General features: G+C 61.9%; 24 protein-coding genes. 9 read left to right on the top strand and 15 right to left on the bottom strand.

The window, feature by feature from the left end; all coding sequences use genetic code 11:
• Positions 1 to 11 precede the first annotated feature (11 nt).
• Positions 12 to 2,534 (top strand): DNA topoisomerase (ATP-hydrolyzing) subunit B, encoded by a 2,523-nt coding sequence (gyrB, locus tag IEW00_RS12550; RefSeq protein ID WP_188514757.1) that lies wholly within the window; start codon positions 12 to 14, stop codon positions 2,532 to 2,534.
• 36 nt (positions 2,535 to 2,570) lie between these two features.
• Positions 2,571 to 3,041 (top strand): NUDIX domain-containing protein, encoded by a 471-nt coding sequence (locus IEW00_RS12545; protein ID WP_188514756.1) that lies wholly within the window; start codon positions 2,571 to 2,573, stop codon positions 3,039 to 3,041.
• Here IEW00_RS12545 and dinB read toward each other — a convergent pair whose 3' ends face one another.
• A complete protein-coding gene (dinB, locus tag IEW00_RS12540; protein ID WP_188514755.1) occupies positions 3,042 to 4,142 on the bottom strand; it encodes a DNA polymerase IV in 1,101 nt (366 codons plus the stop codon).
• A gap of 108 nt (positions 4,143 to 4,250) precedes the next feature.
• Here dinB and IEW00_RS12535 point away from each other — a divergent pair, with 108 nt between their 5' ends.
• Positions 4,251 to 5,486, top strand: coding sequence for a multidrug effflux MFS transporter (locus IEW00_RS12535; RefSeq protein ID WP_229737018.1), 1,236 nt, complete (start codon positions 4,251 to 4,253; stop codon positions 5,484 to 5,486).
• 59 nt (positions 5,487 to 5,545) lie between these two features.
• On the opposite strand, the gene IEW00_RS12530 is transcribed toward IEW00_RS12535, so the two are convergent.
• The 9 genes from IEW00_RS12530 to hisB all read right to left on the bottom strand — a co-directional run bounded on the left by IEW00_RS12530 (position 5,546) and on the right by hisB (position 12,720).
• Complete coding sequence (locus IEW00_RS12530; RefSeq protein ID WP_188514753.1) at positions 5,546 to 7,093, bottom strand: amino acid permease; 1,548 nt, start codon at positions 7,091 to 7,093, stop codon at positions 5,546 to 5,548.
• A 139-nt stretch (positions 7,094 to 7,232) separates the two neighbouring features.
• Positions 7,233 to 8,702, bottom strand: coding sequence for a pentapeptide repeat-containing protein (locus IEW00_RS12525; protein ID WP_188514752.1), 1,470 nt, complete (start codon positions 8,700 to 8,702; stop codon positions 7,233 to 7,235).
• 141 nt (positions 8,703 to 8,843) lie between these two features.
• Positions 8,844 to 9,224, bottom strand: coding sequence for a histidine triad nucleotide-binding protein (locus IEW00_RS12520; RefSeq protein ID WP_188514751.1), 381 nt, complete (start codon positions 9,222 to 9,224; stop codon positions 8,844 to 8,846).
• Between the two features lie 6 nt (positions 9,225 to 9,230).
• On the bottom strand, positions 9,231 to 9,554 hold the full coding sequence (locus IEW00_RS12515) for a phosphoribosyl-ATP diphosphatase (RefSeq protein WP_188514750.1): 324 nt from the start codon (positions 9,552 to 9,554) through the stop codon (positions 9,231 to 9,233).
• Positions 9,555 to 9,607: 53 nt separating this feature from the next.
• Positions 9,608 to 9,838: a hypothetical protein gene (locus IEW00_RS12510; RefSeq protein WP_188514749.1), complete on the bottom strand. Its 231-nt coding sequence runs from the start codon at positions 9,836 to 9,838 to the stop codon at positions 9,608 to 9,610.
• 180 nt (positions 9,839 to 10,018) lie between these two features.
• Positions 10,019 to 10,786: an imidazole glycerol phosphate synthase subunit HisF gene (gene hisF, locus IEW00_RS12505; protein WP_188514748.1), complete on the bottom strand. Its 768-nt coding sequence runs from the start codon at positions 10,784 to 10,786 to the stop codon at positions 10,019 to 10,021.
• On the bottom strand, positions 10,783 to 11,517 hold the full coding sequence (gene hisA / locus IEW00_RS12500) for a 1-(5-phosphoribosyl)-5-[(5-phosphoribosylamino)methylideneamino]imidazole-4-carboxamide isomerase (protein WP_188514747.1): 735 nt from the start codon (positions 11,515 to 11,517) through the stop codon (positions 10,783 to 10,785). Before hisA ends, hisF begins: the two co-directional genes overlap by 4 nt.
• Positions 11,514 to 12,134, bottom strand: coding sequence for an imidazole glycerol phosphate synthase subunit HisH (gene hisH / locus IEW00_RS12495; protein ID WP_229737017.1), 621 nt, complete (start codon positions 12,132 to 12,134; stop codon positions 11,514 to 11,516). The genes hisA and hisH overlap by 4 nt, the downstream gene beginning before the upstream one ends.
• The gene (hisB, locus tag IEW00_RS17520; RefSeq protein ID WP_229737016.1) at positions 12,127 to 12,720 is read right to left on the bottom strand and encodes an imidazoleglycerol-phosphate dehydratase HisB; all 594 of its coding nucleotides are present in this window, start codon (positions 12,718 to 12,720) and stop codon (positions 12,127 to 12,129) included. Before hisB ends, hisH begins: the two co-directional genes overlap by 8 nt.
• A 119-nt stretch (positions 12,721 to 12,839) precedes the next feature.
• On the opposite strand from hisB, the gene IEW00_RS12490 reads away from it, so the two are divergent.
• The 4 genes from IEW00_RS12490 to gmk all read left to right on the top strand — a co-directional run bounded on the left by IEW00_RS12490 (position 12,840) and on the right by gmk (position 15,939).
• Positions 12,840 to 13,313 (top strand): SspB family protein, encoded by a 474-nt coding sequence (locus IEW00_RS12490; protein ID WP_188514745.1) that lies wholly within the window; start codon positions 12,840 to 12,842, stop codon positions 13,311 to 13,313.
• Between the two features lie 45 nt (positions 13,314 to 13,358).
• On the top strand, positions 13,359 to 14,756 hold the full coding sequence (gene fumC, locus IEW00_RS12485) for a class II fumarate hydratase (protein ID WP_188514744.1): 1,398 nt from the start codon (positions 13,359 to 13,361) through the stop codon (positions 14,754 to 14,756).
• Between the two features lie 70 nt (positions 14,757 to 14,826).
• Positions 14,827 to 15,207 carry a hypothetical protein gene (locus IEW00_RS12480; RefSeq protein ID WP_188514743.1) on the top strand — a complete coding sequence of 127 codons (381 nt, stop codon included), beginning with the start codon at positions 14,827 to 14,829 and terminating at the stop codon, positions 15,205 to 15,207.
• A gap of 72 nt (positions 15,208 to 15,279) precedes the next feature.
• Positions 15,280 to 15,939: a guanylate kinase gene (gene gmk / locus IEW00_RS12475; RefSeq protein ID WP_188514742.1), complete on the top strand. Its 660-nt coding sequence runs from the start codon at positions 15,280 to 15,282 to the stop codon at positions 15,937 to 15,939.
• A 13-nt stretch (positions 15,940 to 15,952) separates the two neighbouring features.
• Here the strand turns inward: gmk and IEW00_RS12470 are convergent, their stop codons facing one another.
• The 5 genes from IEW00_RS12470 to IEW00_RS12450 all read right to left on the bottom strand — a co-directional run bounded on the left by IEW00_RS12470 (position 15,953) and on the right by IEW00_RS12450 (position 21,313).
• The gene (locus IEW00_RS12470; protein WP_229737015.1) at positions 15,953 to 16,672 is read right to left on the bottom strand and encodes a DUF4197 domain-containing protein; all 720 of its coding nucleotides are present in this window, start codon (positions 16,670 to 16,672) and stop codon (positions 15,953 to 15,955) included.
• Positions 16,673 to 16,767: 95 nt separating this feature from the next.
• Entirely contained in the window at positions 16,768 to 17,568 is an 801-nt protein-coding gene (locus IEW00_RS12465) for an SDR family oxidoreductase (RefSeq protein ID WP_188514741.1), read from the bottom strand.
• A gap of 5 nt (positions 17,569 to 17,573) precedes the next feature.
• A complete protein-coding gene (locus IEW00_RS12460) occupies positions 17,574 to 18,716 on the bottom strand; it encodes an acyl-CoA dehydrogenase family protein (protein ID WP_188514740.1) in 1,143 nt (380 codons plus the stop codon).
• Between the two features lie 135 nt (positions 18,717 to 18,851).
• Positions 18,852 to 19,988, bottom strand: coding sequence for an acyl-CoA dehydrogenase family protein (locus IEW00_RS12455; protein ID WP_188514739.1), 1,137 nt, complete (start codon positions 19,986 to 19,988; stop codon positions 18,852 to 18,854).
• Between the two features lie 143 nt (positions 19,989 to 20,131).
• A complete protein-coding gene (locus IEW00_RS12450; protein ID WP_188514738.1) occupies positions 20,132 to 21,313 on the bottom strand; it encodes an acyl-CoA dehydrogenase family protein in 1,182 nt (393 codons plus the stop codon).
• A 348-nt stretch (positions 21,314 to 21,661) separates the two neighbouring features.
• Here IEW00_RS12450 and IEW00_RS12445 point away from each other — a divergent pair, with 348 nt between their 5' ends.
• Both IEW00_RS12445 and IEW00_RS12440 read left to right on the top strand, forming a co-directional pair.
• On the top strand, positions 21,662 to 23,050 hold the full coding sequence (locus IEW00_RS12445) for an MFS transporter (RefSeq protein WP_188514737.1): 1,389 nt from the start codon (positions 21,662 to 21,664) through the stop codon (positions 23,048 to 23,050).
• A gap of 25 nt (positions 23,051 to 23,075) precedes the next feature.
• On the top strand, positions 23,076 to 24,365 hold the full coding sequence (locus tag IEW00_RS12440) for an acyl-CoA dehydrogenase family protein (RefSeq protein WP_188514736.1): 1,290 nt from the start codon (positions 23,076 to 23,078) through the stop codon (positions 24,363 to 24,365).
• Positions 24,366 to 24,422 lie beyond the last annotated feature (57 nt).

Here is a 24,422-nt window from a genome sequence, read left to right as displayed (position 1 = left end):
ATGACACAACGATGACAGACACTCCCAGCACTTCCACCGAAAACAACCAAAACCCAGCCAACACCAACAGCTATGGCGCAGATTCGATCAAGGTCCTCAAGGGCCTCGATGCGGTGCGCAAGCGGCCGGGGATGTACATTGGCGATACCGATGACGGATCGGGCCTGCACCACATGGTGTTCGAGGTTTCCGACAACGCGATCGACGAAGCACTCGCCGGCCATTGCGACCGCGTGCTGATCACGCTCAATCCCGACAATTCTGTCACGGTGGAAGACAACGGCCGCGGCATCCCGACCGGCATCCACACCGAAGAAGGCATCTCCGCCGCCGAAGTGATCATGACCCAGCTGCACGCGGGCGGCAAATTCGAGAACACCAGCGACGACAACGCCTACAAGGTTTCCGGCGGTCTGCACGGCGTGGGCGTCAGCGTCGTCAACGCGTTGTCCGAGTGGCTCGAGCTGCGCATCTGGCGTGACGGCCAGGAGCACTGGATGCGCTTCCGCCACGGCGATTCCGAAGCGCCCTTGAAGGTGCTCGGCCCCGCCCCCGAGGGCAAGAAGGGCACGCAGGTCCGGTTCCTGTTCTCACAGGACACCTTCAAGAACGTCACCGAGTACGACTTCGAGAAGCTCGAGCACCGCTATCGCGAACTCGCCTTCCTCAACTCGGGCGTCCGCGTCATCTTGCGTGACGAACGCCATGCCGAGCCCAAGGAGCACGACCTGTATTACGAGGGCGGCATCGCGGCGTTCGTCAAGTTCCTCGATCGCAACAAGCAGTCGCTGATGCCCGAGCCTATCTCGATCTCGGGATCGCGCGACGAGGTCACCATCGACGTCTCGCTCGAGTGGAACGACAGCTATTATGAAAATGTCCTCTGCTTCACCAACAACATCCCGCAGCGCGATGGCGGCACGCACCTTGCCGCGTTCCGCGCCGCTTTGACCCGTACGCTCAACAATTATGCCGAGAAATCGGGGCTGCTGAAGAAGGAAAAGGTCTCGCTCACCGGCGATGACATGCGCGAAGGGCTCACCGCGATCGTCTCGGTCAAATTGCCAGATCCCAAGTTCAGCTCGCAGACCAAGGACAAGCTCGTCAGTTCCGAAGTCCGGCAGCCATTGGAAAGCCTGATGGCCGATAAGATGGCCGAGTGGCTCGAGGAAAATCCTGCGCACGCCAAGTCGATCGTCGCCAAGATCATAGACGCCGCCGCAGCGCGCGAAGCCGCCAAGAAGGCGCGCGAGCTGACCCGGCGCAAGGGCGCAATGGACATCGCCTCGCTCCCCGGCAAGCTTGCCGACTGCCAGGAGCGCGATCCTGCCAAATCCGAACTGTTCCTGGTCGAGGGTGACTCGGCAGGCGGATCGGCCAAGCAGGGCCGTGACCGACACTATCAGGCGATCCTGCCGCTCAAGGGCAAGATCCTCAACGTCGAGCGCGCGCGCTTCGACCGGATCATCTCGTCCAAGGAAGTCGGCACGCTGATCCAGGCGATGGGCACCGGCATCCGCGATGATTTCAACATCGAGAAGCTGCGCTATCACAAGATCGTGATCATGACCGACGCTGACGTCGATGGCGCGCATATCCGCACGCTTCTGCTGACGTTCTTCCACCGCCAGATGCCCGAGATCATCCGTGGCGGCTATCTCTACATCGCCCAGCCACCGCTGTACAAGGTCGCCAAGGGCAAGAGCGAGGTCTATCTCAAGGACAACGACGCGCTCGACCAGTATCTGGTCGATGCGGGGCTGCAGGGCCGGATCCTCGAGACGATCGAGGGTGCACGTGGCGGCGATGATCTGCGCGAGCTGGTCGAGCATGCTCGGCGCATGAAGAGCCTGATGACCTATATCCCGCGTCGCTACGATCCGCTGATCATCGAGGGGCTGGCGCTGGCCGGTGCTCTCTCGCCCGATATGCCCGACAGCGACCGGCTGGCCGCGGTCAACACCGCGACCGCCTGGATGGGTGGCGCCGATCCGGAAGCGCGCTGGAGCGGCGCGCTGTCGGTCGAGGGCGGCTATCATCTTGAGCGTTGGTGGCGCGGGGTCACCGACCATCACGTCGTCGACCTGCCCTTCCTCAACAGCGCCGAAGCGCGCAAGCTGCACCGGGTGGCGGGCGAATTTGCTCCGATGTATCTGAACCCCAGCAGGCTGGTCAAAGGCGGAGCCGCCGCGCCGACGGAGAGCGATTCCGAGAGCAATGGTGACGAGCTGGAGGAAGCGGTTGCCGCGCCCACCGGCGTGACGATCAACCGGCCATCGGTTCTGCTCGAGACGATCCTCGCAGCCGGGCGCAAGGGGCTGGCCATCGCCCGCTATAAGGGTCTTGGCGAGATGAACGCCGAGCAGCTGTGGGAGACCACGCTCGATCCCAACCACCGCTCGCTGCTGCAGGTGAAGGTCGACGATGCCGATATCACCGACGAGGTGTTCACCCAGTTGATGGGCGATATCGTCGAGCCACGCCGCGAGTTCATTCAGGAGAACGCGCTCAACGTCGCCAATCTGGATGTCTGACCCTCACGGGCGATGCGACATGGCCGGGGATCGCGCATGAGCGCGATGCACCTGGCCTACCGGATCGCCCAGAAGGTCAGGCTGGTCTACTGGCGAATCGTCAAGCCGCGAACCCATGGCGTCAAGATCATCGCCATGCGCGATGACCGTCATGTTCTGCTGGTGCGGCACAGCTACCAGTCTCGAGACCTGTTCATGCTGCCCGGCGGCGGCATTCACCGCGGCGAGACGGTGATGGCCGCTGCGGTCCGCGAATTGCGCGAAGAGGCCGGGTGCGTGCTTGGCGCGCCCTGCATCCATGGCGAGTTCTTCTCGTCTGCCGAAGGCGCGCGCAACCATATCACCGTCGTCACCGGCAGTGCGTCTGGATACCCAAAAGCCGATGGCCGCGAGATCCTTGAGGCAGCGTTTGTCCCGCTGGATGCCCTACCCGGCAATATCGCCCCTGCCACGCTGCGCCGTTTGATAGAGGTCCGGGATCATCTCCCTCCGGCGGATAGCTGGTGATCAGCCGAACGGCAGCTCCGGCTGCCGGATGTCCGCCTCGTCTTCATCCTCGGAATGCGACAAACCCGACAGTGTCAGACCGAGCAACCGGATGCCATTTTGCAGCGGCAGGATCTGGTCGATCAGGCTTTGGCCGATCTGCCCGAACGCAGAGCGGCCTTTGACCGGCTGGCCAAGCGACCGAGCGCGGGTGATCGTCTGGAAATCGGCATAACGCGCCTTGAGCGTCACCGTCCGACCCTGCGCTTCATTGCGTTCGACCCGCTCCCATACGATATCGGCGATGCTCTCGAGCGCGTCGCGGAGTGCCGATTCCGCCCAGATATCCTCGCCATAGGTGCGTTCACCCCCGATCGACTTGCGGATCCGGTCGGCACGGACAGGCCGGTTGTCGATCCCGCGCGCCGCACCGTGCAGATAGCTGCCCCAGCTGCCGAAATGGGTCAGCAGCCATTGCTCGGACTTCTCTGCAAGATCAGCGCCTGTGACGATGCCGAAGGATGCCATCTTGTCTGCTGTGCGCGGTCCAACGCCATGGAAGCGCTTGACCGGAAGCGCAGCCACGAACGCCGCCCCCTGCTCCGGACGGATCACGCAAAGGCCATCGGGCTTGTTCTGGTCGCTCGCCAACTTGGCGATGAACTTGTTGTACGACACGCCTGCACTCGCCGTCAGCCCGGTGACGCGGCGGATATCGGCGCGGATCAACTGCGCGATCTGCGTCGCCGAGGCGATTGCCTGCCGGTTGCTGCTTACATCCAAATACGCCTCGTCGAGCGACAGCGGTTCGATCAGGTCGGTGTGCTGCGCGAATATCTCGCGGATCTGGCGCGACACCTGTTGATAGACATCGAAGCGGGGTTTGACGAACACAAGGTCAGGGCAACGGCGCAGCGCGGTCACCGATGGCATCGCTGAACGCACCCCGAAGGTTCGCGCCTCGTAGCTCGCCGCTGCCACCACCCCGCGCCGCGACGACCCGCCGACTGCGACCGGTAGCCCGCGTAATGCGGGATTGTCGCGCTGCTCCACGCTCGCATAGAAGGCATCCATATCGATGTGGATGATCTTGCGTGCCTGCGGATCGGGTGGGTCAGCCATGTGCCGCAACAAATAGAGGCGCTGCAAACAGTTGGCAATCGGCGCGCCAGCGCCCATTATGATGCAATGCACAATAACCAGCTAGCAGAACCGGCGCCAAAAGCAGCCATGGCGCCGACGACCGGGTTTCCGCTCGGTCCGCGCGAACTCGTGGCCATGATGGCCGCGCTCATGGCGCTCAATGCGCTGGCGATCGACTCGATCCTGCCCGCCTTTCCGGAAATCGGTGAAGCGTTCGGGGTCGTGAACCCCAACAGTCGGCAATATCTTATCAGTAGCTATCTGATGGGAATGGGGCTGGGCTCGCTGTTTTATGGCCCGATCGGTGATCGATACGGGCGCAAGCCGGTGCTGCTGGGGTCGGTGGCGCTCTATGTCGCGTTCGGCCTCGCCTGCGCCTTTGCTCCCGATTTCGATACGCTTCTCACCCTGCGCTTTGCCCAGGGGTTCAGCGCTGCCGCAATGGGAGTTCTGGTCGTTTCTGTTATCCGCGACATCTTTTCCGGAGACCGGATGGCGCGGTTCATGTCGATCATCTTTATCGTCTTCATGGCGGTGCCGGTCATCGCGCCGACGATCGGCCAGCTCATCCTCTATTTCGCCGAGTGGCGTTTCATCTTCATCCTGCTCACAGTGATGGGCACCGCAGTGGGCGTGTGGGTCTATTTGCGGCTGCCCGAAACATTGCGGCCTGAAAATGTCATCCCAATCCGGCTCGACACGATTGGCAGCACCTGGTTCAAGGTGGTGTTCAACCGCACCGGCTTTGGCCATGTCGCGGCCGGCGGACTGCTGATGGGGGCGATGTTCGGCTTTCTCAACAGCTCGCAGCAGATCTTCTCGGAGGTCTTCGACGCGCAGGATATCTTCCCTTACGCGTTCGCCGCTGTGGCAGGCGCGATGGCGGTGTCCAACTGGTTCAACAGCCGCATCGTCGAACGCTTTGGTGCGCGGCGGGTGTCGCAACTGGCGCTGCTCGCGTTTCTGGTACTGTCGATGATGCAGATAGGCGCAGCGATGCTTCCCGGCGAGCCAATGGCGCTGTTCCTGGTGATCGTCGCGCTCAATATGGCGATGATCGGCTTTATCGGAGCCAACTTCGGATCGATCGCGATGGAGCCGTTCGGCAAGATGGCAGGCGCGGCCTCGTCGTTCCAGATGGCGTTCCGCACCGTTCTGGGCACTGCGATCGGCGCGTTTGTCGGCCAGGCTTTTGACGGAAGCACGCTGCCGATGGCGTTCGGGTTTTTGTTCTGCGGGATTGCAGCCCTTGCGGTCATCTACTGGGCCGAGCGCGGAAAACTGTTCAGGCGCCCCGGCACCTGTCCCAACGCACCGATGTGAGCGCACGGACGTGAACACACACAAAAAACCCCGGCTGATGAGGCCGGGGTTTTTGTGTGTCACCCGTGCGGGTTGAGGATGTCGTCATCGGGAACTTCGATGATTCCCTTGCCCAGATGGCTCGATTTGTAGCCATAGAGGAAATAAATCACCAGGCCGATGCCAGCCCAGGCGGGCAGCACGATCATCGCTTCGAACGGCAGGTTGAGGAACAGGAAGATACAGCCTGCAATCGTCGCCGGTCCAACCAGCCACAGGGCTGGCGTGCGGAACACGCGCTTGCGATCGGGATCGGTCTTGCGCAGCATCATCACCGCAATCGCCACCATCATGAACGCGTACAGCGTTCCGGCATTGGCGATATCGGCCAGCTGACCGACGGGCAGGAACGCGGCGGCAAAGGCCACGATCGCACCGGTGATGGCAGTCACCACATAAGGCGTCTTCCACTTGGGATGGATCTTTGAAAGGCCCTCAGGCAGCAGGCCATCGCGCGCCATCACGAAGAAGATGCGTGTCTGACCGAACAGCAGGATGAGGATCACCGAAGGCAGCGCGATAAAGGCTGCAATGCCAAGCATGTTGCCCACGCCGCTAAAGCCGATCATGCGCAGGACGTGTGCCAGCGCCTCGTTGGAACACACCAGCATGTCAGCATATTCGGGCATGGCGCATTGGCGGGCGAGCATTTCCGATCCCGCAGGGAAAGGCACGCCATTGGGCCCCATGATCGGCTGGCCGCCAATCGATCCGACGGCACCTGCTGCCACCAGAATGTAGAATACCGTGCAGATGCCCAGGCTGCCGATCAGACCGATCGGTACGTTGCGCTGTGGGTTCTTGGTTTCTTCAGCCGCAGTCGAGACCGCGTCGAAGCCGACATAGGCAAAGAAGATCGTGGCAGCAGCACCCACCGCACCGACGCCCGATCCGAAGCCACCGAACACGCCGGCGGGCAGGAAGGGATTGAAGTTATCCATCTCTGCTGCTGGCAGCGTCAGGATGATGAACGCGGTCAGTGCAGTCACCTTGATCATCACCAGAACCGCATTGACCTTGGCCGATTCATTGGTGCCGATCATCAGCAGCCAAGTCACCAGCAGTGCGATCACCACCGCAGGCAGATTGATGAGCCCACCCGGAGCGCCTCCCAGCGCGACCGGTCCTGCAGTGAGATAGGTTGGCAGCACGATCCCGAAAAATTCGTTCAGTATCGTGCCGGTGAAATAGCCGGACCACCCGACCGACACTGCGCTTGCGGCAACCGCATATTCAAGCACCAGCGCCCATCCGACGGTCCATGCGAGCATTTCGCCCATAACAGAGTAAGTGTAAGTGTAGGCAGACCCAGCCACCGGAATCATCGCAGCGATCTCGGCATAGCAAAGTGCGGCCACGATGCAGATCAGACCTGCAATCGCGAATGCCAGCATCAGGCCAGGTCCGGCCTTCTGCGCACCAGCCGATGTCAGAACGAAGATGCCGGTCCCGATGACACAGCCAATTCCGAACAGCGTAAGCTGCACGGCACCCAGTGTAGGGTGTAGAGATTTTTTCTTCGCGGTCGCCAAGATGGCGTCCAGCGGTTTGACACGGGCAAATTTCATGATGTTTTCGATTTCCCACCCATGGCAGGTTCGGACCTGCCGGTTGCGTCCCAAGGTTACACCTCTATGACCTCAGGATTAGCGGCTTTTCACGCGGTGGCAACCGGCTTGTAACAAAGTTGCCGCAGGAAAGCTGGGGTTATGGCTCGAAAGTATCCTGATCGGCATACCGCTTGAGCAGCGCCTCGGGCAGGTCGATCCGCCGCAGCGCACCAAAGGCTGCGCGCATTCCGCAACTCATGTGGTCCATTTCTGCCTCGGGAAGGTCGCTAGAGGGACGTCCGTTCTCGAACACCTCGATCTCGTTACCGATGACCCTGAATACACGAGCATTGCGACGTTGCTGCAGAATGGGGACAGAATACCAACCGGTCTGCGGATCGAGCCGCAGCCCCTTGGCACTCAGCGAGCAGGTATGCGCATTGGCGCCGACCACATCTCCCCCGACCGAATAGCTGCCATCTGCTTCGCGGCTCACAACGATGCGGGCCATCGAGCCACTCGCCAGCATTGGCGCGATCCGGGTGAACAGCGCGCTCGCGCGCACTGCATCACTGAGCGGCAGGCTGTCTTCGATGAACAGCGCAGCCTGCCCCTTTTCCAACCAGTCGCGTTCGCCAAGCTGCCCCAGCAACGCGCCTATCCGGTCGTGGTAAACAGTCCGCAGGCAATCCGTGGGGAATTGCGAGCGCATGCAGGCATCGCGTTGGATGATCCATTGGCGTTGTTCGCGCAAAGTGGCGGGGCGGCCGATGCGAGCTTGTGCATATAACGCGCCCAGTAATCTGTCGCTTCGGGCCAGATCGCCTGCAGTCTTTGCACACAGCAGCGTCTCGACCCTACTCGATGCCTTGGCGCAATCGAAAGAAGGGCCGTGAGTGCGCGCGGAATGTGCGGTGGAGTCGGCAATCAGTGATGTGGCGTCCCGCGCGGTAAGTTCGACCTTGGCGTCACCGCCGACCAGAACGACCGGATGGGTCATCGCAAGGCCGGACAACGTGCGCAATTGTTCGGGCGAGATTTCTGCCTGGTCCAGAATTGCTGAATCCAGACCGACATCCATGAAGCCATAGGACCTGAAACGGCTGAGCTTTGCGCGGGTCAGGTTTGCTCCCCGAGCCGAGATGGCTTTGCCGCCTGTGTAGACCGGGCACCCGTCAGCCAAGGTGATCCCGCACGAAAAGACGAAATCGGTCAAATTGGCGCCATCGAGAACCCAACCATCAACGCTGCCATCGAACCAGCCGCCTTCGAACAACCCTCCGGTGAAATCGGCCCCGCTTGCCTTTACATTGGTGAGCACCGCGTCGCGGAACAGCACGCCGGGCGCCTGGATGCCGGCCAGTGATGCTTCAGTCAGATCGGACTTGATGAAGCCGACCCCGCGCGCCCTTGCCCCCGTCCACACACTCCCTTTGAGATCAGCCTCGACAAAACATGCGTTTTCGAGCGTGATCCCGCGGAAATGCCATTCCGAAAAGCTGCCACCCTGAATGACAGCGCCATCGCCAACAGCGCGAGCAAGCGCCTCAGGGGTCTTGATGCTCTCGCCATCGACCGTCTTGACGCCGGGAGGGGCCGGGTTTTCGCCCCAGAAATCGCCGACCATTTGAACGCATGGTACCGCGGCTTGGGCCACGGCCGGATCCGCAACCAGCAGCCATGACGCAAGGATTACCAGAGCCCTGATCACGCCCCCTCCCCGGGTCTGCGCCATCCGCTTTGTTGTATCGGACAGCAGCAGGAAAACTTAGCCGTTCATCAGCATGGGGCCAAGCTTTCGCCCGGCAAAAAGATGTACATGCAGGTGCGGAACTTCCTGGTGCGCATCAAGCCCGACATTGGCGAGCAGCCGATATCCTGGCGCAACCAGTCCGAGCATCCGTGCCACCTCTCCGACCCCGCGTACGAACGCCGCAATCTGCTCGTCGGTGCCGCGCGCGGAGAAATCGTCCCAGCTGACAAACGGGGCCTTCGGGATCACCAGCACATGCGTGGGTGCCTGCGGGTTGATATCGTGGAACGCCAGCACGTGGTCGTCCTCATGCACCTTCTTGCAGGGGATTTCGCCGCGCAGGATCTTTGCAAAGATGTTCTGGTCATCATAGGGCAGAGTAGGGTCAATCGGCATGATCGTTCACTCCTTGGGGCGGGACGCCTTTTCGGCAATTCCGGACGTTCCTTCGCGAGCATCGAGCTCGGCTGTTACCTGATCCCATGACAGGCCCATATCGGCAAACAGAACCAGCAGATGGAAAACCAGATCGGCGCTTTCGCTGATCACGCCTGGGCCATCGTCACGCATCGCGGCGATCACGGTTTCCACGCCCTCTTCGCCGATCTTCTGGGCGATGCGGCTCCGACCGCGCGCGGTGAGCTTTGCAACGTAGCTGCTATCTGGAGAGGCATTGCGCCGCTCAGCGATGATGGCCTCAAGCCGCTGGATGATGGGGTCTGCCATGGTCAAGCGCTCTGCGCGCAGCCATCGGCGAGGTCAAGTGCTGCCAGCGCAGCTTAGTCTTCGGGCGGGCCCTTGCGTTTTCCTCTGGCGGCCCAGCGCCCGATCAGCAGACCGGCAATGCCCATGAACAGCAGCCCAAGATTGCCGGGTTCGGCGATCTCGATCCAGCCGCGAATCCCATCGGCGCGCGTCAGCCCGTCAAGCGATACCTGCGCCAGCGGGTTTGCGAGGGCCGCCTGCCCGGACAACATAGCAAGTCCCAAAGCGGCTGAAACAATGCGCACCGCAAGGTCTTTGAATCTGCCGGTTTTCATTGCAAGACACTTCATATCGAATGGTTAAGCAAGCTGCTGGCCAAAATGGCGAAAGCGGCGGATGGGCTTGCGTATAATGGTTAAGGCCCGACGCGCATCGGCGTGGTTTGTCAACCGGGCCGACAGTTCGGCGCGCCGATTTTACGTGGCTCAGGTCGCGCGGGCGGGCAATCCGGCCGCTCGCAGCGCGTCGTGTGCATCGGCAATGCTAGCCTCGCCGAAGTGGAAGATCGATGCCGCCAGCACCGCGCTGGCATGGCCCTGGGTCACGCCATCGACCAGATGACCGATATTCCCCACCCCACCGCTGGCGACGACCGGGATATCAACCATGTCGGCGATCGTCCGGATCAGTTCAAGATCATAGCCATCACGCGTGCCGTCGCGGTCCATCGACGTGACCAGCAGTTCGCCAGCGCCCAGCCTGGTGAGGTTGAGCGCGTGCTCGATGGCATCGATCCCGGTCGCCTTGCGCCCGCCATGGGTGAAGATTTCCCAACCCTCGCCCTCAGCACGTCGCCGTGCGTCGATCGAAGCAACCACGCATTGGCTTCCGAAGCGCTCGGCGATGTCGCCGACCAGTTCGGGCCGCGCGACCGCAGCGCTGTTGATCGCGACCTTGTCCGCGCCTGCGAGCAGCAATGCGCGCGCATCCTCAGGGCTGCGCACCCCGCCGCCGACCGTCACCGGCATGAAGCAGACTTCGGCGGTGCGGCGCACGACGTCGATGATCGTGCCGCGCGCTTCGTGGCTGGCGGAGATATCGAGAAAGCACAGTTCGTCGGCACCGGCGGCATCGTAGGCGCGCGCCTGTTCAACCGGATCGCCCGCGTCCTTGAGATCGACAAAATTGACGCCCTTGACCACCCGGCCATTGGCAACGTCGAGACAGGAGATGACGCGGACGCGGACACTCATCCGCGCGAAGCCATGGCGATCGCGGTGGCAAGGTCGAGGCGCCCGTCATAGAGCGCGCGGCCGGTGATCACGCCTTCGATGCCGTCATCGGCATGCAGGCTAAGTACGTGAATGTCATCAAGACCCTTGACCCCCCCACTGGCGATAACCGGAATGTCGGTGGTGCGGGCGAGCTCCACGGTCGCCTCGATGTTGCAACCCTTGAGCATGCCGTCGCGGCCCACATCGGTGAACAACAGGCTGGCAACACCCGCATCCTCGAACCGGCGGGCCATGTCGGCAACTGGCACATCCGAGACATCGGCCCAGCCATGGGTGGCAACCATGCCGTCGCGCGCATCGACGGCCACGACGATGCCGCCGTCATAGGCTTTCGCGATGTCGCGGACAAACTCAGGGTCGGTCAGCGCCGCAGTGCCGATGACCACACGCGCGACACCCAGGCCGAACCAGCCTTCGACCGCTGCGCGGGTGCGGATGCCGCCGCCCAATTGCAGATAGCCGGGGAAGCTTTCGATGATCGATTCGACCGCGCTGCGATTGACCGCCTCGCCAGCGAATGCGCCATCAAGGTCGACAACATGCAGATGCTGCGCACCGGCTTCGGCGAACAATGTCGCCTGCGCTGCGGGATCGTCGCCATAGACGGTGGCGCGGTCCATATCTCCCTCGGCGAGCCGGACAACCTGTCCACCCTTGAGGTCGATTGCCGGAAAAACGATGATGCTCATGCCGGTATCCAGTCCAGAAAACGCCGGAGCAGCCCCAGCCCATAAGTCTGGCTCTTTTCCGGGTGAAATTGCACGCCGATGATGTTGCCGCGTGCCACCGCGGCGGTGACAGGGCCGCCATGATCAGTGCTTGCGGCAACGTCGGCGTCGTCCGCTGCGGCGAAGTGATAGCTGTGCAGAAAATACGCCTCGCCATGCGCGATCAACGGTGCGCCCGTGGCAGGAATGACGTCGTTCCAGCCCATATGCGGCACCTTGATCTCGGGTGCCGCTTCAATCAACCTCACCTCGCCGGGAATCCAGCCAAGCCCCTGGTGCACGCCATGTTCGACACCGCGGGTCGCGAGCAACTGCATTCCGACACAAATGCCCAGAAAGGGCACTGTCTCGCGGAGCACGCGCTGCTCAAGAGCATCGATCATTTCGGGGATTGCGGACAGCCCGTCCATGCACGCGGCAAAAGCTCCGACACCGGGCAGAATGATCCGGTCGGCGGCCCGCACCACGGCAGGGTCATCGGTCACCGCGATATCCGGCGCGCCGACAGCTTTCAGGGCATTGTGGACGCTGTGAAGATTGCCGGCGCCATAATCGATCAGCGCGACCCGCTCAGCCACCCAGCACACCCTTGGTCGAGGGAATGGCGCCCTGCTTGCGCGGGTCGATCTCGACCGCCGAGCGCATCGCGCGGGCAAAACCCTTGTAGATGCTTTCGCAGATATGGTGATTGTTCGCGCCATAGAGCAGTTCGATGTGGAGCGTCAGCCCCGCGGTCTGCGCGATCGAATGGAACCAGTGTTCGAACAGCTCGGTATCCATCTCGCCTAGTCGAGGCTGCGAAAATGCTGCCTTCCACACCAGGAAGGGCCGTCCCGAGATATCGACCGCGACTCGGCTCAGCGTCTCATCCATCGGCGAATAGGCATGCCCGTACCGGACGATACCACCCTTGTCGCCCAGCGCCTGGACGATCGCTTGGCCGATAGCGAGCGCGCAGTCTTCGGTGGTGTGGTGCTGATCGACATGCAGGTCACCGTTGATCCGGCAGGTCAGGTCGATCAGCGAATGACGAGAGAATTGCTCCACCATATGATCGAGAAAGCCGATACCGGTGGACACGTCGAATTGTCCCGTCCCGTCGAGGTTCACCTCGACGAAGATGTCGGTTTCATGGGTCTTGCGTTCTATCCGGGCGGTGCGCATGCTGCGCCCTATAATCACCCAGCCGGGACGCGCAACAATTTTGCCGTTCGTCGCTGCGTGTGGCCCCCAAAGGCAATAGCGCCTTGACCCTGCGCGGCAGCCAGTCCAACTAAAAGGGCATGAGTGACGATGCAGCCGACAGCCTGATTCCCTATGACGAAATCGTGCAGGAAGCCCTGCGCGCTGTCGTGGGCCGGGTGCTGGGCGAGGTCGAGACCAATGGCCTGCCCGGCAACCACCATTTCTACATCACCTTCAAGACCAAGTCGCCTGGCGTCGATATCCCTCGGCATCTGGTCGAGCGCTTCCCCGATGAAATGACCATCGTGCTACAGCAGAAGTTCTGGGACCTGAAGGTCGAGAAGGTCGGTTTCGCGGTCGGGCTCAGCTTCAACCGCGTGCCAGCACATCTGTTTATTCCATACAGTGCGATTACCGCGTTCGTCGATCCGGCGGTCGATTTCGGCCTGCAGTTCCAGGTGACCGGCGACACGCCGCCGCCCGAGCCGCACGAAGCAGCCGAGAACGATCATCCCGGCGGCGATGGCGATGGCTCCAATGTCGTCAGCGTGGACTTCGGCAAACGCAAATAACGCTTGGGGGCGGCGTATCCTGACAAACCAGATGGAACGACGCACATGACTGAACAAGCAACCCGGATGGAAAGCGATTCGCTGGGAGCAATCCCAGTCGAGGCTGCGTGCTATTGGGGCGCGCAGACCCAGCGCAGTATAGAGAACTTCCCGTTTGCACCGCACGAGCGGATGCCGATTGCGATCGTGCATGGCCTCGCCATCGTCAAACAGGCTGCCGCCCGGGTCAATCGCTGCCATGGACTTGCGGCAGAGATCGCCGACGCGATCGATGCGGCTGCCGCCGAGGTGATCTCTGGTGCGCTCGATGACCAGTTCCCGCTGACCATCTGGCAGACCGGAAGTGGAACCCAGACCAACATGAACGTCAACGAGGTCATCGCGGGACGGGCGAACGAACTGCTCACCGGCAAACGCGGCGGCAAAACGCCGGTGCATCCCAATGATCATGTCAATTTGGGCCAATCTTCGAACGATACATTTCCGACGGCCTTGCACATCGCGGCGAGCCTCGAATGCCTCGCCAGACTTCTGCCTGCACTTGCGAGGTTGACTGCTGCGCTCGAATCAAAGGCATCCGATTGGGGAGATATCGTCAAGATCGGCCGTACCCATTTGCAGGATGCCACACCGCTGACGCTGGGGCAGGAGTTTTCAGGCTACGCCAACCAGCTCTACCGCTGTGGCAAACGGATCGAGCCGGGGATCGTAGCAGGGACCTATCGGCTCGCGATCGGCGGAACGGCCGTGGGCACCGGGCTCAACGCGCCCAAAGGCTTTGCCGCCAACATGTGTGAGGCGATCGCCGAAATCACCGGACACCCCTTCCATCCCGCCGAAAACAGCTTCGAGGCGCTCGCCTCGAATGACCCGCTGGTTCACCTGTCGGGTACGCTCAACACGCTCGCGGTGGCGCTGACCAAAATCGCCAACGACATCCGCCTGCTGGGATCTGGCCCGCGATCGGGGCTGGGCGAGATCGACCTTCCCGCCAATGAGCCGGGAAGCTCGATCATGCCGGGCAAGGTCAACCCCACTCAGTGCGAGATGCTGACAATGGTCGCAGCGCAGGTGATTGGCAACCATCAGGCGGTGACCATCGGTGGGATGCAGGGGCATCTGGAATTGAACGTGTTCAAGCCGCTGATCGGCGCCAATGTGCTGCGCTCGATTGACCTACTGGCTACGGGCATGGACGGTTTTGCCGAACGTTGCGTCAATGGGCTTCAGGCCAATGAAGGCCGCATTGCCGAGCTGGTCGAGCGATCGCTGATGCTGGTCACTGCGTTGGCGCCCGTGATCGGCTATGACAATGCGGCAAAGATCGCCAAGCACGCCCATGAACACGGATTGACTCTCAAGGAGGCAGGGCTCTCGCTCGGCCTAGTCGACGAGGCAACCTTTGACGCCCATGTCCGCGCCGAGAACATGACCGGGCGATAGATTGGTGCGGAACGCTTGGGCCTGACGGCGCGTTTGAGGTCAAAATCCATTTCATGCTATGGAAGCCTTCATGACCAGCACCAACACCACCCCGCCCGCCCCCGCTCCAGCCAACACTGCGTCAGCACCCGAGGCAAACCCGCCCAAGAGCGGACCTGCGCCCGCATCTTCGCAGACGTCAACCACGCCGACCCATTGGTCGCGGGGTGCAATCAGTGGCGCTGGTCGGCTCATTTCCACCGCAGCCAACGATGAGATGGTGCGCAGCATGATCAGTTCGCGTGCCAGGGGTAACCTTGCAGCCGGCCTGTTCGGTGGAACCCTGGTGGGAGCCATTGCCGCGCGTATTGCGACTCGCTCCGTCCCCGGCGCCCTGCTTGTGGGCGGCGCCTTGATTGCCAAGGCAATTTATGATCAGCGCAAGGCGAGTGAAACTCCGCCCAAGCCCTGAGCAGCGGTGCGCGCTCCACAACTGACGTACAAACCGGTTGACGCAAAGCTTGTGCTTTGGCCATGAGCCAGCATGGTCATATCCGCTTCCAAAAACGCTTTAGCCCGTCGCGGGCTGTTGTTCATCCTGTCCTCGCCTTCGGGCGCCGGGAAATCCACCATCGCCCGGATGATGCTGGAGGCGGACAACAAGTTGTGCATGTCGGTGTCGGTGACCACCCGTCCACCGCGTCCCGGTGAGATCGATGGGACGCATTACCACTTCATAGACGAGGTGACTTTTCACCAGCTGGTCGAAGACCACGCGCTGCTCGAATGGGCCAAGGTTTTTGGCCATTATTACGGCACGCCAAAAGCAGCGGTGAAGCAGGGCCTGCGCGAGGGCCAGGATTTCCTGTTCGACATTGACTGGCAGGGTACCCAGCAATTGTATCAGCGCGCAGAAGGCGATGTCGTTCGCGTTTTCATATTGCCACCCTCGCTGGAAGAGCTTCACCGTCGACTGCGGGGTCGCAATACCGACAGCGACGATGTGATCGCGAGCCGCATGGCGCGTGCGCAGGACGAAATCAGCCACTGGGACGGCTATGATTTCGTCGTGATCAACGATGATGTCGATAGCTGCTTTGCCAAGGTTTGCCAGATTTTGCAGTCCGAGCGGATGCGCCGTGCGCGCCAGACCGGCCTGATCGATTATGTCCGCGATCTGATGAACCCGGGCGACCGCCCCTGACGTGTCGCCGCCCCTAACGCTGCCGGATGCTATCGAGGAGCCTTTGCCCAGCCTTAAGCGGGTTCTGGCGGAAGGTGGCTTCTTCGCGGCCGATATAAGTGAAGATCCCCGGCATCGCCTGATCGGTGACGCTGTCGATGAGGCCATCCCGGCTGATATTGACCCCCGCCAGCGCGCCCAGCATGCCGCCGTTGCCACCGCCGCTGCCCAGCGTGTCAAGCTGCTTCAAGGCTCCGGTCCTGCCCAAGGCATCGCTGACCAAAGGGCGCATCTTCTGCCGCAGCACTTCGCCCGATGTCCGGCGCAGATATTGGGTTCCCCCGGTGTCGCCGCCAGTGACGATCCCTACGCCATCGGTCAGCGTCATCGAATCGATCGCCGAACGGAACACCGGCTTGGCCTCCTGCGCGGCAAGCCCAGCCGCATCGTTGATCGATCGAGTCAGGTTGGTGGTTAGACCTGCCTTGTCGGTCAGAGACATCAGCCTGGTCGCCTTTTGCAACGGTCCTGGAAGCAGGATGCGCACCGCCTGATCGGCATAGAACGCCCCGGGACGTGACAGCCGGTCAAGTGCGCTGTCCGAGGCAGTGCCGAGCAGGCCCTTCATCGATCCCCCGGCGGTCTTGGGCGCCTTGGCTGTTTGCGCAAAAGCGGGAGTGGGCATCGCTACAAAAGCCAGTGTTGCCGAGGTCGCTGCCAGCGCCAGAGCGAGGTGTAGGTTCCTGAATGCCATGCTGCTCTCTCCTGCCGATGGTTCGAAACAGGATGCAGCAAGACCAATCGCAGCGCCAGATACGGCGCTGCGATTTTACGTCCTGTCAGAGCGCCTCAATGGCCTTCGGGATCATAGCCGCCCAGCGGAACCTGCGCGTTGACGATGCCGCCATCGACCGGGATCGTCGTGCCGATGACGTAATCGCCTGCCCGGCTGGCGAGAAAGATCACCGCGCCGGAAATGTCCATCCAGTCGCCGACCCGCTTGTTGGGGATGCCATTGGCAACCATGTCGCCATTATCGCGCGCAGCCTTGTTCATGTCAGACGGAAATGCGCCCGGGCCAATGCCGGTGACATAGATGTGATCGCGCAGCAGGCGCACGGCCATGCGCTTGGTCAGCTGGATCAGCGCCGCCTTGCTCGCCTGATAGCTGTAGGTTTCCCAAGGGTTGATCCGCATGCCATCGACCGACGAGATGTTGATCACCTTGGCGGGCGTGTCCGCGCTGGCACCCGCCTTGAGCAGACCATGCAGCGCCTGGGTCAGGAAGAAGGGCGATTTGACGTTCAAGTCCATCACCTTGTCCCAGCCGATCTCGGGGAAATCCTCGAACTCCGCTCCCCAGGCCGCGCCTGCGTTGTTGACCAGAATGTCGAGCCGCTGCTCGTGCTCTGCCAATCGTGCCGCCAGCTGACGCGCGCCTTCGACGCTGGAAATGTCGGCGGGAAGCGAAATGCAGTTGGGGCCCAATTCCGCCGCAGTTGCGTCGCAGGCATCGGCCTTGCGGGCCGAGATATAGACCTTGGCGCCGCCCGCGATCAGGCCCTGCGCGATCATCTTGCCGATGCCGCGCGACCCGCCGGTCACCAGCGCGACCTTGCCCTTGACCGAAAACAGCTGTTCGATGTTCATGATATTCATCCTTCGTTGCGCAAGGCTTCCCTTGCGATGATGGTGCGCTGGATTTCGCTCGTTCCCTCATAAATGCGGAACAGGCGGACATCGCGGTAGAAGCGTTCGATTCCGTAATCGGCGATATAGCCCGCGCCGCCGAAGATCTGCACCGCGCGGTCAGCGACGCGGCCGACCATTTCGGATGCGATCAGCTTGGCGCAGGCGCAATCCTCGGTGATCCGTTCGCCCCGGTCCTTGGCGCGCGCGGTCTGCAGCACCAGCGCCTTGGCCGCCTTGGCTTCGGCGACGCTGTCGGCAATCATTGCCTGGATCATCTGGAACTCGGCGATCGGCTTGCCGAATTGTTGGCGCTCCTTGGCATAAGCGACAGAGTCGGCAATCAACCGTTCGGCTGCGCCAACGCAGACCGCAGAGATATGCAACCGGCCCCGGTCGAGCACGCGCATCGCGACCTTGAAGCCGTCGCCTTCCGCGCCCAGCCGGTTCTCTGCCGGAACACGGACATTGTCGAAGGTGACATCGCAGACATGCGCGCCCTGCTGGCCCATCTTGCGCTCGGGCTTGCCGACCGAAAGCCCGGGCAGATCGCGCGGCACCAGAAACGCGCTCACCCCCTTGGGGCCTGGACCACCGGTGCGGGCCATCACGGTGAACAAGTCAGCCTTGTCGGCATTGGTGATATAGCGCTTCGAGCCGTTGAGCACGTAGGCGTCGCCATCGAGCTCGGCCCGAGACTTCACCGCGCCGCTGTCCGACCCAACATCGGGCTCGGTCAGCGCGAACGAGGTGATGATCTCGCCACTGGCGATTGCCGGCAGATACTTCGCCTTCTGCGCATCATTGCCGTCCATCACCAGCCCCTGGCTGCCGATGCCGACATTGGTGCCGAAGGTGGATCGCATCGCAGGCGAAGTCCGCCCGAGTTCGAACGCGATGCGGACCTCTTCCTCCATGTTGAGGCCAAGCCCGCCGAACTCCTCGCCGATCGACAGCCCGAACAGGCCGAGCTCGCGCATGTCCTGTACGAGGTCGTCGGGGATTTCGTCGGTCTCGGAAACCTGTGCCTCGAGTGGCCGCAGCCGTTCGCTGACGAACCGGCGGACGCCATCCAGCAATGCGTCGAAAATATCGGGATCGAGTGCCATTGTTACGTTTCTCCCCTCTCCTTCAGGGGAGGGGCCGGGGGTGGGGAATACACTTCCGCCGCCACTCCATTCCCCACCCCAACCCCTCCCCTGAGCCGCAGACGAGCGGAGCTCAACGGGAGGGGCTTTTGTTCATCAATAGCCGAAAATCTCCGCCACCCGGCCTGCGTGGAAGTTCGCGTCACCCATGAACTCGTTCAACGCACGGTCGCGCTTCATGTAGAACCCGATGTCGTATTCGTCGGTCATGCCGATGCCGCCGTGCATCTGCACGCCTTCCCGCACCGCAAGATTGGTGGTGCGACCCGCCTTTGCCTTGGCGACCGAGACATAGACCTCTGCGCTGTCCTTGCCCTCGTCGAGCAACTGCTGCGCCTTGAGCACCGCGGCGCGCGCGATTCCCATCTCGCTGTAAACATGCGCAGAGCGATGCTGCAGCGCCTGGAATTCGCCGATCAGACGACCGAACTGCTTGCGCTGCTTTAGATAATCGACCGTCATGTCCATCGCGCCTGCGCCGACGCCAACCAGTTCGGCAGCCGAACCTGCCCGGCCCGCGCGCAGCAGGCCTGAGAGCACCTGCCAGCCATTATCCACCTCGCCTATCACCGCATCGCCATCGACCTCGACACCATCGAGCGTGACATGCGCCGCCATCGAACTGTCGACCAGCCGCGCGCTGTCCATCGACATGTTCGCCGCATCCTTTTCGACCGCAAACAGCGTGATGCCATCGGTTTCGCCCGGTGCGCCCGCAGTGCGTGCGGCGACGATCAGCGCATCGGCGCTGGCACCCTGGATGACAAACTGCTTTTGCCCGGTGAGCTTGAAGCCGTTGCCCGAACGCTCGGCCTTGGTCGCGATGTGTGCAGGCCGGTGCTTGGCGCCTTCGTCGATCGCCAGCGCCAGCACGGTTTCACCTGCCAGAATGCCAGGGAAAAACTTGTCCTTGAGGTGCTGGCCGCCATGGTTGAGCGCGGCGACACCGGCGATGGCGGTGGTCAGAAACGGCGATGGCGACAGGTTGCGACCGATCTCTTCGAGCACGACGCCGGCTTCGACATGGCCCAGGCCAAGGCCGCCATCATCTTCACCGATCAGGATGCCGGTGAAGCCCATCTCGCCGAACTGCTTCCACAGCGCGTGGCGGAAGCCGTCCTTGCAGTTTTCATCGCGCAGCTTGCGCATATGGCTGACAGGCGCTTCGGATTTGAGGAATTCGCGCGCGCTGTCGCGCAGCATCGTCTGGTCTTCGTTGAGGTACATTGGCATTTGAAGTCTCCCTCTCCCCTCCAGGGGAGAGGGCCGGGGAGAGGGGAATGAAGCCTCGCCCGACCCTTGAATGGATTGGAAAAACGAGAGGGCCGCCCCCTCTCCCAACCCTCTCCCCTCAAGGGGAGAGGGTTATATCGCGCTCACGCCCCCGGCAGATCCAGGATACGCTTGGCGATGACGTTGAGCATCACCTCGCTGGTGCCACCCTCGATGCTGTTCGCCTTGGTACGCAGCCAGTTGCGGGCCTTGGCGCCGCCCTTGGAGGCTTCGCTCTCCCATTCGAGCGCATCAGACCCGTTGCCCGCCATCACCAGTTCGTGGCGACGCTTGTTGAGCTCGGTTCCGGCATACTTCATCATATTCGGCTGGGCTGGATGGCCCTTGCCCGACTTCATCTCGTCGGTGAAGCGCTCGGCCATCGCCTTGAACGCCAGCGCATCGACATCGAACTGCGCCAGTTCCGCGCGCAGCAGGCCATCGTCGAGCTGACCCAGACCGTTGGTGCCGATCGACGCCACCATCTGCGCGCCCAATGACGGCGCGCCATCACCCAGGCCGCCGCCCGAGATCATCTCGCGCTCATGGCCCAGCAGATACTTGGCGACATCCCAACCGCGGTTGAGCTGCCCAACGATCTGGTCCTTGGGTACCACGACATTGTCGAAGAAGGTTTCGCAGAACGGCGAATTGCCGCTGATCAGCTTGATCGGCTTGGTCGAAACGCCGGGGGTTGTCATATCGAACAGCAGAAACGAGATGCCCTGATACTTGTTCGTCTTGTCAGTGCGGACCAGGCAGAAAATCCAGTCGCACTTGTCGGCATAGCTGGTCCAGATCTTGCTGCCGTTGACGTTCCAGTGATCGCCCTTGTCCTCGCCAAAGGTCTGGAGGCTGACGAGGTCAGAACCTGAACCGGGCTCCGAATAGCCCTGGCACCAGCGGATTTCGCCGCGCGCAATCTGGCCGAGATAATGCACCTTCTGCTCTTCGGTGCCGAACTGCAGCAATGCAGGGCCGAGCATCCAGATGCCGAAGCTCGACAGCGGCGGGCGGGCGTTGATCCGCGCCATTTCCTGGCGGAGGATCTTGGCCTGCGCTGCGGTCAAACCCGCTCCGCCATAGGCCTGCGGCCAATCGGGCACGGTGTAGCCCTTGGCCACGCAGCGCTCCAGCCAAAGCTTCTGTGCTTCATTTTTGAAGGTCCAGTTGCGTCCGCCCCAGCAGACGTCATCTTCGCCGCGAACCGGCTCGCGCATCTCGGCGGGGCAGTTTTCCTCCAGCCACGCACGCGCTTCCATCCTGAACTGTTCGAGATCGCTCATCGTCATCCTCTCCGCATTGTCCCATCGCACGCATGCCCGGCCGGGAAGTTTTTCCTGCAGCCCAAAATGCGCTTCGCGCCCTAGTCTATGGTGGAGCGAACCGGGCTGCAAGCCTGTTGAATCCGCGACCGAATGCCGTAACGTCATCGTGAGGGCGGTTGACGTTTACGGCAGGCATCATATGGTGCGCCCCAGAAAAAGACGCAGGAGAGAATCAATGCAGCGGACCAACCGGTCCATCGCATCACGGGCGAAGGGACGCGCCCGGATTGCGCCTGCCTGTTGGCAGAACGCTTGCCGCGCATGAATGATGCTGCAAGCCTACAATCCACTCTGCACGGCCGCCGCGTGGCGACGTCTACCAAGCTGGCTTATGGTTTTGGCGCGGTCGCTTACGGCATCAAGGACAATGGGTTCGCGGTCTTTCTGCTGCTGTTTTACAATCAGGTGGTGGGAATGCCCGCCGAGCAGGTCGGCCTTGCGATCCTGATCGCTCTGGTCGCCGATGCCTTCTACGACCCAATCGTCGGCCACCTGTCCGACCGGACGCGCAGTGGCTGGGGTCGCAGGCACCCCTGGCTGTACGGGTCGGCACTTCCGATAGCGCTGAGCTGGCTGCTGCTGTGGAACCCGCCCGAGACGACTGGTGGCTGGATGTTCGCCTATCTGATTGCCGTAGCCATGGCGGTGCGGTTTTCATTTTCTTCCTACGAAGTGCCGTCGCTGGCGATGCTCCCCGAGTTGACCCGCGATTATGACGAGCGCACCGAGGTGTTGCGCTATCGCTTCCTGTTTGGATGGGCAGGCGGGCTGGTGATGCTCTATGCAGCCTACGCCATTCTGCTGGTGCCCGAGCCAGGCTTTGAAAACGGGGTGCTCAACCCCAACGGCTATCACCGTTACGCCATCGTCGGCGCGATAGTGATGCTGGTTTCGGTGCTGGTGTCCGCGCTTGGTACACACAAGGTGATGGCAACGTCGAACAGACACAGCGCCATGCACGCGGGCCATGGTCTTGCCGATTTTCGCGAAGCGCTCCGCTTCAAGCCTTTCCTGATCCTGCTGGGAGCGGGCATCTTTGCCTTTGCCAACCAGGGCCTGCTTTTTGCGCTGACCAATTATCTCATGCTGTATGTCTGGGGCTTCTCCCAGGACACGTTCAGTATCTATCCGTTCGCGTTGTTTCTGGGGGTGATGCTCGCATTCTTTATCGTTGGTCCGATGTCCAGGCGGCTTGAGAAGCCGCGAACCGCTTCGATCTCGGCGCTGATCGCGGTGGTTCTTGCAACGCTTCCCTATTGGCTGCGGCTTGCCGGCGTTTTCCCGGTAAACGGATCGACGCTTTCGATCGTGCTGATTTTGGCGGCGATCAGCCTGTCGACAACCTTCGGGATCTGCGCGATGGTGCTGACCAGCTCGATGATCGCCGATGTGACCGATGCCAGCGAGGCGCGCACCGGACGGCGGACAGAAGGTATCTATTTTGCCGGTTTCTTCTTCATGCAGAAATGTGTGGGAGGTCTGGGCATTTTGGTATCGTCTTTGATCCTGGCCTTCGCCGGATTCCCGGACGCTGCGCAGCCGGGTTCGGTTTCCGATGAAGTGCTGGACCGGCTGGCGGTCACCTTCGCCACCGTTACAGCGCTGATCGGCATAGCCTGCGCTTACATGTTTTCCCGCTTTCCGCTGGGTCGCGCCGATCATGAGGCCCGCCTGGCAGATATCGCCAATCGCTAGAATTTCATGAAAGGATATCCGGGTTATGGATTTTGATCTTACCGAACGTCAGGCTTATTGGCGCGATCGCGTCCGCGCCTTCATCGAAAGCAATGTCCGTCCGCGCGAAAAGGACTATCACGACCAGCAGGCCGAAGGCTCGCGCTGGAAGGTGCTGCCGGTCATCGAGGAAGAGAAGGCCAAGGCCAAGGCTGCAGGAATCTGGAACCTGTTCATGCCGCCATCGAACCCCAATCTGGCGCATGTCGACGACAGCTTCGAATTCGATGGCCCCGGCCTCACCAACCTCGAATACGCCCTGTGCGCCGAGGAAATGGGCCGCGTCGGTATGGCGAGCGAGGTGTTCAACTGCTCGGCACCCGATACCGGCAACATGGAAGTGCTCCATCGTTATGGCACCCGCGCACACAAGGATGAGTGGCTCAAGCCGCTGATGGACGGTGAAATCCGTTCGGCCTTCCTGATGACCGAGCCGCAGGTCGCCTCGTCCGATGCGACCAATATCGAAACCTCGATCCGCCGCGAGGGCGACGAATATGTGATCAACGGCCGCAAGTGGTGGTCGTCGGGTGCGGGCGATCCGCGCTGCAAGATCGCAATCGTGATGGGCAAGACCGATTTCGAGGCGAAGCGCCACGCGCAGCAGTCGATGGTGCTGATGCCGCTCGATGCGCCGGGCGTAAAGATCGTGCGCCACCTGCCCGTCTTCGGCTACGATGATGCACCGCATGGCCATATGGAAATCGAGCTCAACAACGTCCGCATCCCGGCATCGAACATGCTGCTGGGTGAGGGGCGCGGCTTCGAGATCGCGCAGGGCCGCCTTGGACCTGGCCGCATCCACCACTGCATGCGCACGATTGGTGTTGCTGAAGAAGCGCTGGCGAAGATGGCGCGTCGCCTGCAGACCCGCGTCGCGTTCGGCAAGCGCATTTCCGAGTACAGCATCTGGGACGAGCGTCTGGCTGCCGCGCGCATCGACATCGAGCTGAACCGTCTGCTCTGCCTCAAGGCTGCGGACATGATGGACAAGGTCGGCAACAAGTACGCCAAGGCCGAGATCGCGATGATCAAGGTTGCTGCGCCGCGGATGGCGCTCAAGATCATCGACGATGCCATCCAGGCGCACGGTGGTGCGGGCGTCAGCGAAGACTTTGGTCTGGCCAAGGCCTATGCGCACATGCGCACGCTGCGGCTTGCCGATGGTCCCGATGAAGTGCACAACCGCACCATCGCACGGATGGAACTGGGACGCCACGGCGTGAACGACGATGACGGCGAGCTGAGCTCAGGCGATCTGGGTGTGACGCGCTGACTGATTTTCCCTCTCCCCTCCGTGGGAGAGGGAAAACCCCGCATCAGACGGGGCGAG

The organism is Blastomonas aquatica (assembly GCF_014639875.1).
GTDB classification, from domain to species: Bacteria; Pseudomonadota; Alphaproteobacteria; order Sphingomonadales; family Sphingomonadaceae; genus Blastomonas; species Blastomonas aquatica.
This window is presented reverse-complemented; position numbering and strand designations above follow the sequence as displayed.

Excerpts from the sequence above, each read along its gene's own strand:
- gyrB (WP_188514757.1), top strand. The coding sequence starts at position 12 with ATGACAGACACTCCCAGCACTTCCACCGAAAACAACCAAAACCCAGCC.
- IEW00_RS12545 (WP_188514756.1), top strand. The coding sequence starts at position 2,571 with ATGAGCGCGATGCACCTGGCCTACCGGATCGCCCAGAAGGTCAGGCTG.
- dinB (WP_188514755.1), bottom strand. The coding sequence starts at position 4,142 with ATGGCTGACCCACCCGATCCGCAGGCACGCAAGATCATCCACATCGAT.
- IEW00_RS12535 (WP_229737018.1), top strand. The coding sequence starts at position 4,251 with ATGGCGCCGACGACCGGGTTTCCGCTCGGTCCGCGCGAACTCGTGGCC.
- IEW00_RS12530 (WP_188514753.1), bottom strand. The coding sequence starts at position 7,093 with ATGAAATTTGCCCGTGTCAAACCGCTGGACGCCATCTTGGCGACCGCG.
- IEW00_RS12525 (WP_188514752.1), bottom strand. The coding sequence starts at position 8,702 with ATGGTCGGCGATTTCTGGGGCGAAAACCCGGCCCCTCCCGGCGTCAAG.
- IEW00_RS12520 (WP_188514751.1), bottom strand. The coding sequence starts at position 9,224 with ATGCCGATTGACCCTACTCTGCCCTATGATGACCAGAACATCTTTGCA.
- IEW00_RS12515 (WP_188514750.1), bottom strand. The coding sequence starts at position 9,554 with ATGGCAGACCCCATCATCCAGCGGCTTGAGGCCATCATCGCTGAGCGG.
- hisF (WP_188514748.1), bottom strand. The coding sequence starts at position 10,786 with ATGAGTGTCCGCGTCCGCGTCATCTCCTGTCTCGACGTTGCCAATGGC.
- hisA (WP_188514747.1), bottom strand. The coding sequence starts at position 11,517 with ATGAGCATCATCGTTTTTCCGGCAATCGACCTCAAGGGTGGACAGGTT.
- hisB (WP_229737016.1), bottom strand. The coding sequence starts at position 12,720 with ATGCGCACCGCCCGGATAGAACGCAAGACCCATGAAACCGACATCTTC.
- IEW00_RS12490 (WP_188514745.1), top strand. The coding sequence starts at position 12,840 with ATGAGTGACGATGCAGCCGACAGCCTGATTCCCTATGACGAAATCGTG.
- fumC (WP_188514744.1), top strand. The coding sequence starts at position 13,359 with ATGACTGAACAAGCAACCCGGATGGAAAGCGATTCGCTGGGAGCAATC.
- IEW00_RS12480 (WP_188514743.1), top strand. The coding sequence starts at position 14,827 with ATGACCAGCACCAACACCACCCCGCCCGCCCCCGCTCCAGCCAACACT.
- gmk (WP_188514742.1), top strand. The coding sequence starts at position 15,280 with ATGGTCATATCCGCTTCCAAAAACGCTTTAGCCCGTCGCGGGCTGTTG.
- IEW00_RS12470 (WP_229737015.1), bottom strand. The coding sequence starts at position 16,672 with ATGGCATTCAGGAACCTACACCTCGCTCTGGCGCTGGCAGCGACCTCG.
- IEW00_RS12465 (WP_188514741.1), bottom strand. The coding sequence starts at position 17,568 with ATGAACATCGAACAGCTGTTTTCGGTCAAGGGCAAGGTCGCGCTGGTG.
- IEW00_RS12460 (WP_188514740.1), bottom strand. The coding sequence starts at position 18,716 with ATGGCACTCGATCCCGATATTTTCGACGCATTGCTGGATGGCGTCCGC.
- IEW00_RS12455 (WP_188514739.1), bottom strand. The coding sequence starts at position 19,988 with ATGCCAATGTACCTCAACGAAGACCAGACGATGCTGCGCGACAGCGCG.
- IEW00_RS12450 (WP_188514738.1), bottom strand. The coding sequence starts at position 21,313 with ATGAGCGATCTCGAACAGTTCAGGATGGAAGCGCGTGCGTGGCTGGAG.
- IEW00_RS12440 (WP_188514736.1), top strand. The coding sequence starts at position 23,076 with ATGGATTTTGATCTTACCGAACGTCAGGCTTATTGGCGCGATCGCGTC.